General features: G+C 28.9%; 11 protein-coding genes. 1 reads left to right on the forward strand and 10 read right to left on the reverse strand.

Translation table 11 applies throughout. The features are described 5' to 3' along the window. Nucleotides 1-16: 16 nt before the first annotated feature. The 3 genes from BUB33_RS08235 to BUB33_RS08245 form a co-directional block, all read right to left on the reverse strand. Nucleotides 17-2,182, reverse strand: a complete 2,166-nt coding sequence (locus BUB33_RS08235; RefSeq protein ID WP_072975350.1) for a heavy metal translocating P-type ATPase — start codon at nucleotides 2,180-2,182, stop codon at nucleotides 17-19. Nucleotides 2,183-2,293: 111 nt separating this feature from the next. Beyond that, a complete protein-coding gene (locus tag BUB33_RS08240; RefSeq protein ID WP_072975352.1) occupies nucleotides 2,294-3,103 on the reverse strand; it encodes a nitroreductase family protein in 810 nt (269 codons plus the stop codon). A gap of 62 nt (nucleotides 3,104-3,165) precedes the next feature. Beyond that, complete coding sequence (locus BUB33_RS08245; protein WP_072975354.1) at nucleotides 3,166-3,726, reverse strand: phosphatase PAP2 family protein; 561 nt, start codon at nucleotides 3,724-3,726, stop codon at nucleotides 3,166-3,168. Nucleotides 3,727-3,882: 156 nt separating this feature from the next. Here BUB33_RS08245 and BUB33_RS08250 point away from each other — a divergent pair, with 156 nt between their 5' ends. Next, complete coding sequence (locus BUB33_RS08250; protein WP_072975356.1) at nucleotides 3,883-5,748, forward strand: ATP-dependent helicase; 1,866 nt, start codon at nucleotides 3,883-3,885, stop codon at nucleotides 5,746-5,748. A gap of 271 nt (nucleotides 5,749-6,019) precedes the next feature. Here the strand turns inward: BUB33_RS08250 and BUB33_RS08255 are convergent, their stop codons facing one another. From BUB33_RS08255 to BUB33_RS08285, 7 genes are all read right to left on the reverse strand, one after another. After that, nucleotides 6,020-7,078 carry a GerMN domain-containing protein gene (locus BUB33_RS08255; RefSeq protein WP_072975358.1) on the reverse strand — a complete coding sequence of 353 codons (1,059 nt, stop codon included), beginning with the start codon at nucleotides 7,076-7,078 and terminating at the stop codon, nucleotides 6,020-6,022. 150 nt (nucleotides 7,079-7,228) lie between these two features. After that, nucleotides 7,229-7,954 carry an HAD family hydrolase gene (locus BUB33_RS08260; RefSeq protein ID WP_072975361.1) on the reverse strand — a complete coding sequence of 242 codons (726 nt, stop codon included), beginning with the start codon at nucleotides 7,952-7,954 and terminating at the stop codon, nucleotides 7,229-7,231. 226 nt (nucleotides 7,955-8,180) lie between these two features. After that, nucleotides 8,181-10,016 carry an oligopeptide ABC transporter substrate-binding protein gene (locus BUB33_RS08265; protein WP_072975364.1) on the reverse strand — a complete coding sequence of 612 codons (1,836 nt, stop codon included), beginning with the start codon at nucleotides 10,014-10,016 and terminating at the stop codon, nucleotides 8,181-8,183. A 19-nt stretch (nucleotides 10,017-10,035) separates the two neighbouring features. Beyond that, entirely contained in the window at nucleotides 10,036-10,968 is a 933-nt protein-coding gene (locus tag BUB33_RS08270) for an ABC transporter permease (protein WP_072975368.1), read from the reverse strand. A gap of 12 nt (nucleotides 10,969-10,980) precedes the next feature. Continuing rightward, nucleotides 10,981-11,946: an oligopeptide ABC transporter permease gene (gene opp4B / locus BUB33_RS08275; protein ID WP_072975371.1), complete on the reverse strand. Its 966-nt coding sequence runs from the start codon at nucleotides 11,944-11,946 to the stop codon at nucleotides 10,981-10,983. Nucleotide 11,947: 1 nt separating this feature from the next. Continuing rightward, a complete protein-coding gene (locus BUB33_RS08280) occupies nucleotides 11,948-12,889 on the reverse strand; it encodes an ATP-binding cassette domain-containing protein (protein WP_072975373.1) in 942 nt (313 codons plus the stop codon). Between the two features lies 1 nt (nucleotide 12,890). Beyond that, complete coding sequence (locus tag BUB33_RS08285; RefSeq protein ID WP_072975376.1) at nucleotides 12,891-13,892, reverse strand: ABC transporter ATP-binding protein; 1,002 nt, start codon at nucleotides 13,890-13,892, stop codon at nucleotides 12,891-12,893. Nucleotides 13,893-14,411 lie beyond the last annotated feature (519 nt).

Genomic DNA, 14,411 nt, shown 5'->3' on the forward strand with positions numbered 1-14,411 from the left:
AAAAGTAGAGGAAATCTTATTCCTCTACTTTCAATGCTCTTATTGAGTTTAGTATTGCAATTATGGATACTCCAACGTCTGCAAATACTGCTTCCCACATAGTAGCTAAACCTAAACTTCCTAAAATTAAAACTATAAGTTTTACTCCCAATGCCAATATAATATTTTGTGTTACTATCTTTTTAGTATTTTTAGCTATTTTTATTCCTGTTGTAATCTTTCCTATTTCATCTGTCATGATTACTATATCAGAAGCTTCTATGGCTGCATCAGAACCTAGTCCCCCCATAGCAATACCTATATCTGCCCTTGCAAGGACTGGTGCATCATTTACTCCATCTCCTATAAATACAACCTTTCCATTACTCTTCTTTATTATATCTTCAAATATACTAACTTTATCCTGGGGAAGAAGATTACCATATACATTATCTAAACCCACTAATTTTCCTACTTTCTTTGCCGTATCTTCATTATCTCCAGATAACATTATTGTTTCTTTAATACCTAAGGCTTTTAGACTTTTAATATCTTCAACTACGTTATCCTTTAATTCATCAGATACTATTATACTTCCTATATGAAAATTATCTTTACCTACATATACTACAGTACCTATGGAATCTACTTTATCGATTTGGATATTTTTTTCATCAAATAATGTCTTATTACCAAGTGTGATTTTCTCACCTTGTACATCTACCTCTATTCCTTTCCCAGATATTTCTTTATATGATTTTATATATTCCCTATTTATTTCTTTACCGTATGCTTCTACTATGGATTTACCAATAGGATGGTTTGAAAAGGATTCTCCATAAGCTGCTAATTCTAATATTTCTTCTTCTGTATAGTCACCATATGCTTTTACTTCTGTTACTCTAAAAGTTCCTTTCGTAATAGTCCCTGTTTTATCAAATACTATTGTATCCACTTCATTTAAGGCTTCTAGATAATTGCCACCTTTTATAAGTATCCCTGACTTAGAAGCTCCTCCTATTCCTCCAAAAAAGCCTAGTGGAACAGATATAACCAATGCACAAGGACAAGATATAACTAAGAATATACATGCCCTATAAGCCCATTCCTTTAATGCTCCCCCTACAAATAATGGTGGTAATATTGCAATAGCTAAAGCTATAAATACTACTACAGGTGTGTAAAACTTAGCAAATTTAGTAATAAAGTTTTCAGTGGGAGCTTTCTTACTTGAAGCATTCTCTACTAAATTTAATATCTTAGATATTGTAGATTCTCCAAATTCTTTATCTACTTTTATTTTCAATACTCCATGAGTGTTTACTACTCCAGACAATGCCTTATCTCCTATTCCAACATTTCTTGGTACAGATTCACCAGTAATATTAGATGTATCTAAAGAAGATTCTCCCTCTACTATAACTCCATCTAAAGGAATCTTTTCACCTGGTTTTACAATTATTATATCTCCTACTTCTACCTCACTTGGATCTACAATTATAATCTTATTATTTTTCTCAATATTTGCATAATCTGGTCTTATATCTAGTAAAGAACTTATAGACTTTCTAGAGTGATTAACTGCCATTCCTTGAAACATTTCTCCTACTTGATAAAATAACATTACTGCCACTGCCTCTGGATATTCGCCAATTACTAATGCCCCTATTGTAGCAACAGTCATCAAGAAATTTTCATCAAAGGGCATCCCAGCTAATAAATTCCTCATGGCTATTATTATAACTTCATATCCTACTACTATATATGCAAGAAAATACACTGCAAATCTTGGCACACCATCTAATTTAAAAAATAATGGAATTATAAATAATAATCCTCCAAAAATTAATTTAATGATTTCCTTTTTATTCATTTCCCCATGTTCATGACTATGTTCATGTCCATTATGGTCATGGTGACAATCGTGATCACAACTATGGGTATTCCCATGATTATGTCTACGAACTTTATTATCTGTTTTATCTATAACTATTACATGAGGCTCAAGTCTTTTTACAATTTTCTTTATTTCTTCAGTTACTATATTTGCCTCATCATCTGTAATTACATTTATTTTTAATTTTTTTGATACAAAGTCTAGACTAGCATCTTCTACTCCTTCAATTTGTCTAGATAGTTTTTCAATTTTTCCTGCACATCCAGCACAATTCAATCCATTTAGTTCTAGTTCTATTTCTTTCATTTCTTATCCCCCAATACTTACATATTAACATATGAGCAATTATTCATATGTTAATATAATTATATGCCCTCTGAAGATTTTTGTCAATAAAAAAAAGCACTTTTAAGTGCTTTATAGTTTAAATTCTGCTATATATTTATAGTTATTATTTTCTTGTTCAATTCCTTCTATTAATTCCCATTTATTATTTAAACCTATTGATTGTCCTAAGGATTCAAAATAATACATTATTATCCCAGCATCTATAAGATTTGGCTTTTCACCTTCATCATGTTTAATTAATAAAGTAACTTTATCCTTCTCAAGTAAAAATCTCCAAGGTTGTTTATTTAAAGCAGATGGTGCAAATCTTATATAATAAAACAAATCACTTAAACCTCTATTTTCTAAGTCATCAGTGCTTGGAGCGTTTCCTATCTTATCAACAAACACCATTTCTTCAACACCTATTCTTTCACTAAATGTTTCATTGACAAAAGGATTTTTTGGTTTGCCATAACCTAAAGCTAGTATATAGTCAATTCTCCCCATCATATCTCCAAATATTTCTTTTTTTATACCGTCATCTACATTTCCTATACTCACCCAACAAGTATCCAACCCCATATTGTTTAGCTTAGTTATAAGCTTTTCCATATAATATGAGCCATAAATTACATTTCTATCTTTATCATCTACTAGCTCAAGTCCTATATAGTGTGGACTCTCAATCATTACACCTGAATATCCTCCAATTCCCCTTAATTCCTTATATAATTTCTCACCATATTCATATAGTTTAAATCTTATGGCTTTTGTTCCATCTTCTTTCTCTAATGAATCTAAATATAATTTTATTTCGTCCAATATATCTGGATTTATCTTCTTATTTTTAAATTCTCTAACAGATTTTCTTTTCTTTAAAAAATTAGTCATTAACATACCAAAAAACCCCCTACCTAATTTAGTCTATATCATATATACCACTATTTTGATTTTCTAATCTATAATTTCAAACCACAATTATCTACTAGGGTATAAATATATTCTATTAAATAAAAATGTACTATTAAAGCAGTACCAATTCCCAAAAATATACCTGCTGCCACATCTGTAGGATAATGGACTCCTAAATATATTCTAGATACTGCGACTACTATAGCAATGGTAAATACTAGAACAGTTAATTTAGGTATATTAAACGCTATAGTGGTAGCAATAGAAAAACTAGCAGTAGTATGACCAGATGGAAATGAGTAGTCCTTTAAATTTATGCCAAAGGTATTTAGTTGCTCTATAATCTTATAGGGTCTTTCCCTACTTAGTATTCTTTTTAAAGCATGGACTATTACCTGACTAATGATTAAAGCACCTAGTGCTTCAAAACCCATAAGTCTTATATGACTACTTCCTATAAATATTAAAACCAATACTAGAAGTGAAGAAAATACTGCACCTCCTAAATTTGTAGCTCTATACATTATAGTATCTAGATATCTATGTTTCATCTTTCTATTAATTAAATCGATAAAAACATCATCAAATCTCTTTAGTTTATTTTTCATGTTTTTCACCTTTAGCTAAAATATTTATTATCCTCAGTATTATATTCTATTTTATTATTACCCAGATATCAATGATTTTATTGTTTTATATAAATATACTACTTATTTCTTTTTTATGTTAAAATATATAAGACAAATTTAAAAGTAGGTGTTTATATGAACTTAAGTATAGGACAGAAAAAAGCTATACATCATGTGGAAGGTCCTGCATTGATATTAGCAGTACCTGGTGCAGGGAAAACTACGGTTTTGATACATAGAACAGTTAATCTAATATTAAATCATAAAATAAGTCCTGAAAGAATATTATCAATAACCTTTAGTAAATCTTCTGCTAAAGATATGAAAGAAAGATTTAATAAATCTTTTTCAGAAATATCTTCTATTCCCATTCAATTCTCTACAATACACAGCTTTTGTTTTGGTTTAATCAGGGAATATGCCTATATTAATAGAATTAAATATACATTGATTGAAGAAGAAAAAAATGAACTTAATAAATATAACGTAATTAAAAAAATATATTTTGCAACAAATCAAGAATATATTACTGAGGAGAAATTAGAATCCCTATTAAATTCAATAGGCTATATTAAAAATATGATGTTATCAGCAGATGAATTTTTAAAGCATAATAAGTCTGATATTGAAAATTTTAAAATAATCTATGATGCTTATGAAAAATATAAAAAAGATAATAATTTAATTGATTTTGATGATATGCTAACTATTGCCTTAGAGATTCTTGAATCAAATACATATATATTAGAAAAATATCGTACTAAGTATGATTTCATTCAGGTAGATGAGGGACAGGATACTTCCAAGGTTCAATTAGAAATAATAAAACTATTAGCAAGTCCTAAGAACAATTTATTTATTGTAGCAGATGATGATCAGTCCATTTATGGATTTAGAGGGGCATATCCTAAGGGACTTTTAAATTTCAATAAAATCTATCCTAATGGGAAGTTATTCTTTATGGAAGAAAATTATAGGTCATCAAAAAATATTGTATCTGTTTGTAGCCAATTTATAAAAAAAAATACATTAAGATATAATAAAAATATTTCTACTAATAACAACTTTATAGAACCTATAAATATAGTAAAATTTAATTCTATTGATGAAGAATATAAATATCTAGTAAAGGATTTAAAAACTAGAGAACTTTCTCGATGTTGCATACTATATAGAAACAACTTATCATCTATTGGTCTTATTGAATTGTTGGAAAGAAATAAAATTCCATTTACCATGAAAGATATTAAAGTTAGATTTTTCAACCATTGGCTTATACAGGATATAATAAACTTTATAATTTTTTCCAAAGATACTACTAATATGAATATATATGAGAATATTTATTATAAAACAAAAGGATATATATCAAAAAAACAGATTAATTATGCTAAAACTTTAAATTATAATCTATCAATATTTGATAGAATAATGGACTTCCCTGGTCTATCAAATTTTTATAAATCTACCCTAAAGGAATTAAAGCTTGATTTCAAGAAACTTGGGAAACTAAGTCCTAGTGATGCAATAACCTTTATAGAACATGAGTTGGAATATGAAAAATATCTTAAAGAAAACTCTATGAAATTTGGATATACCTATGATGTTTTAAAAACCATTATATATTATTTAAAATTTATAGCTAATAATAGTAGAAATTTAGATGAATTACTAAATAGATTAAAATATTTGGAACATTTATGTAGAAATTCAAGAAGTTCTAAAAACGCAGTAACTTTATCTACTATACATTCTGCTAAAGGGTTAGAGTTTGATAGAGTTTATATGATAGATTTAGTAGACGGTGATTTTCCCTCTATTTCTAGTATTGAAGCTTATGAAAAAGGTAAGTATGAATTAATAGAAGAGGAAAGACGACTTTTTTATGTAGGAATGAGCAGAGCAAAATATCACTTATCTTTAATTACTATAAATAATATAGGCGAAAAAAAGGTAGAACCATCTAGATTTTTATTGGATTTAGAAAAAAAGAAAGCTTAGACTTTCTTTTTTTGTTAAATTATAGTTTTTTTATAATTTAAAGAGTAAAATTTCATTTATTTGTAATACTATATATGCAAGGATAATTATTGAAAAGGGAGTGAAATAGTAGCAATGGCAAAAAATAAGCAAAATAATCAAAATAACCAAAAGAGAAAAAATGATAAAAATCAAGATGCTAAAAGAGAAGACAACAAAAGTGAAGAAGATTAGGGATTTAAAAAACAAGTATCATTTTTGGTGCCCAGCACCAAAAATGATACTTGTTTTTTTATTTTTTAAACTCTTTTATACCTGAATCATCTACTTGAAAGTATTCGCCAGGTTTTATACTAAAATGTCCTGATTCATAAGGACTACCTTCTACTGTTATATAGATTTTTTCTGCATCATAAAATTTACCTAATGTATTGACTATAGATTTTAATATTTCAATTTCTAAGGAAGAACCTGCATTCATATCAGTTAGTAACTCCTTTGAAAAATCCACTTCTAGTGTCCATGACTCTCTGTTTAAATGTATCTTATTTATATTAGTATTTTTTGAAATAGATGGAATTAGCTTATCTGATGGAGGATTTTTCATAACATTTTCTAAAATATCCTCTATGCTTTCATTTGTACCAAACTCTATATCCTGTTCAATGTATACTGTATCAATATCTCCTGCTACTGGATAATATGTCAATATATCCATTTCTTGATTATCCTTATCTATTTTTTTTAATAGAGTTTTAACTTCAAATTCACCATTATTGTAAATTCTTGCTACAAGACCTATATCCTTTGCATAATATTCTCTCTGCCTACCTCCATCTTTAAACTCAGTAGTTACTTCTAATGCATCATAGGTTCCAGAAGGAGTCTCTATTTTTCTGTCTAGGCTAGTTATTTCCATGGTACTCCCTTCATTATTTGACCAAGTGTTTCCAACTTCTAAAGGTTCTTTCAATACAATATTATTACTATTTGTATTGGCATTTAACATATTTTCAATATGATAAAATTCACCTTCTGCAAAAACTTCTGTTAACTCTCCATTTTTATACTCTAAAACTTTTACAAAATTAGTTCCAGAGTTCATGATTTTCATTTGAGCCCTATTACCCTCTACAAATTCTATAAAAGTCTTTTGTTCTGCATATTCATTTCCTATGCCTTCATAATCCATAATAGTATTCTCTTTAAAAGGATAGTAATCTACTATTGTTAATTCCTTATTCTTTGATATGTCTTCCCCTTTTTCTTGATCTTTAGATATAACCTTCTCACACCCAATTAAAGATATAATTATCACTGTTATTATCAATAAGGATAAAAACTTTTTCATAAATATCACTCCCATAAATAATTTAATAAGTCATTGTCCTATCTGAATTATATCCTCTTTTATCATAATTATAATATATTTTTATAAAAAAGTCTTTACGATAAGATTACAATATAAACCATGTTAATTATAATTTAAAATTCCATCTTTCTATAATATTTCTACATTTGGATTTAATTTATAAATAACATTTTTTCTTTCTACAATAATATCTATTTTCTTTGATAGTTCTTTATCTTCCCTTATGGCTAAAAAAAGAGGTTTATTTGGATTTATAGCTACTGGATTTCCCACCATTCTAAGCATAGACAAATCTCCTGTAGTATCTCCATAAGCATAGCTTTTTTCTAAATCTACATTATATTTCAATATCAATTCATTTAAAACTCTTTGCTTGCTTTCAGAATCCCACATCCTAACTATTTCACCAGTAAATCTGTTCTCTTCATCTACTTTATAGATGGTTCCCTTATATTCTGTAACACCATATTTTTCTGCCATTTTTGATACTAAAAAATCTGGACTGCCAGAAATAAAAAACACTTTATGCCCTTGTTTTTTATGCCATTCAATCTGATCCCTAGAGTATTTATAAACCATATCACCATTAATATTAATTACTTGACTAGCTATAAATTCTATATAGGTCTTATTAACACCTTTCAGCTCTTCTATATATACTTGAGCTAAAGTTTCAAGATAAAGTTCAAAATCTCCAAACCTTTTTTCCCATTCTTCATATACCTTTTTTACCTTAGTATACCAAATAGCAGGATCAATTACCTCATATTTATTTAGTTTTTTAAAATGTTCAATCATTAAAGAATTTCTAAATATAGTTCCATCAATATCAAAAAACGCAGCTATTGTTTTCATATTATCATCCTAACTTTTTTATTCTATTATATGATTTATACCCAATTTAGTATAATTAATTCTATGTAAAGATTAATTACAATAAAAGAGTTATAAGAAATAATAGTATTTAAAACTACTATTTCTTATATATCTAGCCTTGCACTTTAAAATTTATTCTCAAAAAATAAAGTCTAATGACTTTTTATCACTAGACCTTATTTTAATTTATTTAATTAAAATCTTACTATTTTGCTTTTTCAGGAGAATCGGATAATAATCCAATCTTTTCCCATCCCCAATCAGTAACTGTATTTACATCAATATAATTAACACGATTATTAACTACTGTCAAGGCTACCCTATAGTGAGTAGGTGCTACTATAACTTCATCATGTGCATATTTTTGCCAATCATGATAAGCTTTTATTAAATAATCATTATCAATTCCATCTTCTCCAAATGCATCACCTGATGCAATAGCAGCTAAAAGCCTATCATTTTCCTCTGTTGCAAACCTAGGATAATTAAACATTGCATCTCTTCCATATAACCCTGATGGATCCGGATTAGAACCAGTATTCCAAGCAGCCATATATATATCAATATCTTTATTATCTTCCTCAACCATATCATAAAAGGCATTCATTTCTATTAATCTTCCATTTTGTAAACTTACATCTAATCCAACTTCTCTCCAACATTGAACATAGAATTGTGCTAATGGCTCCGCAATATCTCCACCTGACATTGAAAGAAAATTAATCTTTAACTTATTTCCATTTGGATCTTCTCTCATACCATCTCCGTCTTTATCTATATAGCCAGCTTCATCTAATATTTGTTTTGCTTTCTCTGGATTATATTCATATCCTTCTTGCTCGGAATTCCAAAAAGTAGCATGAGCTGGTGTAATTAATGAATTAGCAGGTATTCTTAAATCATTATAAAATATTTCTGCTACTTCTTCATTATTCATGGCATAAGCAATTGCCTGTCTTAGTTTAACATCAGACATTTTCTTATTTGGATCAACTATAACCTTTTTAGCTTGATTATCCCATTTTCCATGTTTAAAACCCATATATCCATAAGTTCTGCCTATATTTGATAATAATGTAATATTGCTTAAATCTTTATACTCTGGATAACTATCAACATTTATTTCAGAAACTAAATCAAATGTTCCAGCTTTTAATGCTTCTACTATAGTATCAGGATTTGTTCTTTTATAAACAATCTTATCTACTTTTGGCTTTTCTCCGAACCAATATGGGTTAGGAACATATTCTACTGATTCGCCAGGAACTATATTGGATACCATAAATGGACCACAAGATAGTGGCTTTATTCTAACCTTTTCATGTCCTTCCATATCTTCTATTGGAATGTCCTTTAGATAGTGTGCTGGTTCAGCATTATAAGTAAGACCTGCTCCCCATAATATTCCTGGATAAAATTCCTTAAAGGATACTTCAAGTGTTTTATCATCAATTTTCTTAAGCCCTGAAATAGTATCGGCAGTTCCTGCATGATACTCTTCTATACCTACAACATTTCTATAATCACTATCAAACCTTACTCCTGGATAATCTTTATGTGCAATGCTCTCATATACAAATATTATATCTTCCGCTGTTACAGGTACACCATCACACCAAGTTAGATCCTTATGAATCTTATAAGTAGCTGTCTTAGATTCTTTATTAAATTCAACATCACAATATCCACCATCTATTATTTCATAGTTTGGACCTGATTTCATAAAAGTTCCATTCGATGGTTCCATTAATTTAAAATCTACATTATTCGAATATAAAAATGTGTTAAAAATACCTTCAAAAGGTGTATCTGTAACTAAAGCAACATTAAGTGTTCCTCCAACTGTTTCACCATCCTTTTTAAGAAGCATTGGATGAGGTAATTCTATTTCCTTTGATGCTTTATTCTTACCTTCATCACTATCTGGCTGCTGAGTTACTTCTTCTGGATTCGGTGAAGTTACTTCTTTTTTACCACATGATGTTAGCACAAGCATAAATACTAACAAAAATGGAATAATAGCTTTAAATTTTCTCTTCATTTTACAATTCCCCCTTTTTTTATCCTAATCTTTGCTTTGCATCGGACGCTCTTTTAAATGCTTGCCCGACATAATTTATACACAGCATCATCACTAATATCAATAATGATGCAGGCAGCCATAACCATAGCTTACTCGACATTGCACCTGGAGTTCTAGCATAAGAAACCAAAGTTCCCAATGAAGGTGTTGAGGGCGGTAAGCCAAATCCTAAGAAAGATAGACCCGTTTCGATTCCTATATTACCAGCAAAGCCTAAAATCAAATCTACAATGATTATTGAACTAATATTAGGTAAAATACCACCGAACATAATTTTAAAATCACTTGTCCCCATTATCCTAGAAGCATTTATATAATCTCTTCTATTTTCTGATAAGGCCTTACTCCTTACTAATCTAGTCATTCCTACCCAATAAAATATAGTCATAATAAATATAAAATGCCACATAGTATATTTGGGAATAACAACTACAAATGTGATAATGAGCATAGTTGTAGGTAGTATAGAAATAAAATCACATATTCGCATTATTACATTGTCTATTTTGCCACCATAAAACCCAACAATTAATCCAACAATTACTCCTATTGCAGAAGTTAATATAGTAACAGCAAAGCCTATTAAAATGGAATTTCTTCCACCGATTAGCAATTGACCTGCAATGGATCTACCTCCAATATCTGTCCCTAAAATAAATTCTCTACTTGGTGATTTATATTTATTTCTTAAGTTTATTTTCATAACTTCTTCTTGATTTAAAACAAAGGAACCGATTAGTACAGTAGAAAAAATAATAATTAGGATAATAAGACATATCTTTGCAAGTTTATCAAATTCAAATTCTCTTTTTACCACCTTCCAAAAGGATGGAACCTCACTGGAAGCTTTTAAGTTTTTTTCCTCTGTTTCAGATATAGTGTTATTTTCATGAAGTTGATTTTTTTGCATACTTACTCCCTCCTATTCTATCCTTATTCTTGGGTCAACAAAGGCCATTATTATATCGGACAATAAGCTTCCAAACAAGGTTAATACACCAAATAACAAAACTAAGGCATTCATTACTGAATAATCCCTGCTGGTAATTGATGTAATAAATAGTTCTCCCATACCTGAATAGCTAAAAATTGTTTCAATAAAAACAGAACCACTTAGAAGTCCAGTAATAGTAAATCCAAAAAATGCAGCTATGGGTAGTAGTGAGTTTCTAAATATATGATGAGTATAAACTTTATTTATAGGCACACCTTTACTTCTAGCAGTTTTAACATAATCTTGTGTTTTAGCATCGATTACTTCATTTCTAAGATATTGTATAGTTCCAGTAGTTCTTAGGACTGCAGCTGTAATAGCTGGTAAAATCATATAATGCAATTTACTAAGAATATAGTCAATTGTTCCTTTTTGAACACCTATTTCAACGGATCCCGTAGTTGGAAACCATTCTAATCTATATCCAAATATGGCCAAAAGTATTAATGATAGAATAAATGAAGGTATAGCATAACTAATAAAATTATATATTATTACACATTTATCAAAACATGAATTTTGATACCGTCCAGCATATATACCAAGAGGTATTGCTATTAAATATGTCAATATTAATGTCAATAAGGATAGCCACAATGTATTTTTAGCTCTTTCACCAATCAATGTGGCTACTGGCATTTTATAAGTATAAGATTTACCAAAATCACCATCTCTAATAATTCTAACAATCCAATTTTTATATTGGACAGGTAGAGGATCATTTAAACCTGCCTTTTCCTTTAATGCTTCAATAACTGAAGGATCAATATCTGGAGTTATCAAACCAGTAAAAGGATCTCCTGGCATCATCTTACCTAATGTAAATACGATTATACTTAATATTATAATCTGAGGTATCATTAATAGAATTCTACGTAAGACTGTTTTCCACATTTTATAAATCCTCCTTACTTTTTATTGCAACATAATGAGTCTCAGAAATCTGGATTAAGTCAAATACTCTTCCTTTTTCGTCATAAAACAAATTTTCTTTTTCTTTGTATTCCTGTTCAACTTTAATTCTATTATTTCGAAGCTCTTCTCTTTTTTCAGCATTAATTTCTGGAATGGCAGCAATCAGTCTTTTAGTATAAATATGCTGTGGATTATTATATATGTCATCTCTTGTGCCCACCTCCACAAATCTGCCCCTATACATGATGTATATGTAGTCACACATATGTTTTACTACTCCTAGGTCGTGAGATATAAATAGATAACTTAACCCAAAATCTTTTTGTATTTCCTTTAAAAAATTTAATACCTGTGCTTGAACTGATAAGTCAAGAGCAGAAACAGGTTCATCTGCAACAATAAGTTTTGGATTTAATGCCACAGCTCTTGCTACACCTATCCTTTGTCTTTGTCCACCTGAAAATTCATGTGGATACCTATACAAGGAATCAGAAGGCATCCCTACTATATTTAATAGTTGTAAAACCTTTTCTATTTCTTCTTCTGCTGACAATTTCTCATAATTTCTAATGGGTTCAGCAATAATATCTCTAATCCTTTTCTTTGGATCTAAACTAGACAAAACATCTTGAAATATCATTTGGACATCTTGATTGTATTTTACTTTTTTTCTAAGACTTTTTGTATGAACTGGTTGTCCATTGTATAAAATAGAGCCTCCCGTCGGTTTTTCTAGTCCAACAATAGCCTTTCCAATTGTAGTTTTACCAGATCCTGACTCACCAATAAGACCATAAGTCTTTCCTTCTTCAATAGAAAAACTGACTCCATCTACTGCATAAACATAATCTTGTATAGTATTAAAGAATCCTCCACGAATAGGAAAATGTACTTTTAAGTTCACAATGTCTAAAAACCCCATTCTAATGCCCTCCTTCATTTTCAAAGTGAAAATTTTTCCAACAAGTGCATCTTACAAAATGTCCCTTTGAAACTTCATGAAGTACAGGATTACATTCATGTTCTGACTGTTTTATCCATGGAATTCTTGATGCAAAACGACAACCTTCTCTTGGCAAGTTTTTCAAAGATGGAACTATTCCATGGATAACATGAAGTTCTTCACCAACTAAATCATTATGAGGTATGGACTGTAGTAATGATCTTGTATATGGGTGAAGAGGATTATTGAAAATTTCTTTAGCACTAGCCATCTCAACTATTTGCCCAGCATACATTACTGCAACTCTATCTGCCATTTGTGCTACTACTCCCAAATCATGAGTAATAAGAATAATTCCTGCATTAATTTCTCTTTGGAGTTCTGTAAGAAGGTCTAATATTTGAGCTTGTATTGTAACATCCAAAGCAGTTGTAGGCTCATCTGCTATTATTATATTAGGCTTACATGAAAGTGCTATAGCAATTAATACTCTTTGTCTCATACCCCCTGATAACTGATGTGGAAATTGATTTATGGTTCTTCTAGGATTAGCAATTCCTACTTGTTCTAAAAGTTCTAGTACTCTATCTTTCCTTTGTTCATTATCCAAGTCTGTATGATATATTAAAGATTCTTCTATCTGTCTTCCAATCCTATGTAGTGGATTTAGTGATGCTAATGGATCTTGAAAAATAAAACCTATTTCCTTACCTCTAATTTTATTTAATTGTTCCTCAGAATATTCAACTATATTTTCTCCATTATAAATTATTTCTCCACTAACTCGAGTAAAATTTTTATCATGTAATCCTACTATAGAATTAGCAACTGTACTTTTACCACAACCAGATTCTCCAACAATGGCTAGTAACTCATTTTTATATAAGGTAAGAGAAACTCCATCTACTGCATTAAAGTATTCATCTTGGAATCTAAAAGCAGTGTGTAAATCTTTAATCTCTAATATCTTTTCATTTCCCATTTCTCATTTCCTTTCTTATATATTTACTAGTACATTTTATAAATTTTAATACTATTATTTATATTTTAAGTATATTCAGTAAAAATCATATAAAATCCTCCTCTCTTAGTTACATTTTTAAATAAATCATTTGGAAGCTTAAGTTAAATAATTGAATTTTTTTGAGATATTTATACTGTTTTTGATAAGTTTTATAATCAAAGCAATTTACTTGATTTATTAATATATTTAATAGCCTTATCTATTTTCTGTGGATAATTTAAAATTTAATTGTTTTTAATAACAATATATTAAACAATATATTGTTATATGTTTTAGAAATTCTATTTTATTCATTTAGTAATTATATAAAGCATTTATTTTTTTCCTAAAACCTATTGATTAATCTGTATTTTGTTATTGTTAAACTGTCTGGGAATTTAATGATAAGTGTTGTTTTTAATATAAGATTTACTTAAAATAATACGTATATTAAACTTATGTATATGTAAAATTTAATAGTTATATATTATAATTATA

The sequence above is a fragment of the Tissierella praeacuta DSM 18095 genome, assembly GCF_900128955.1.
Lineage (GTDB): Bacteria > Bacillota > Clostridia > Tissierellales > Tissierellaceae > Tissierella > Tissierella praeacuta.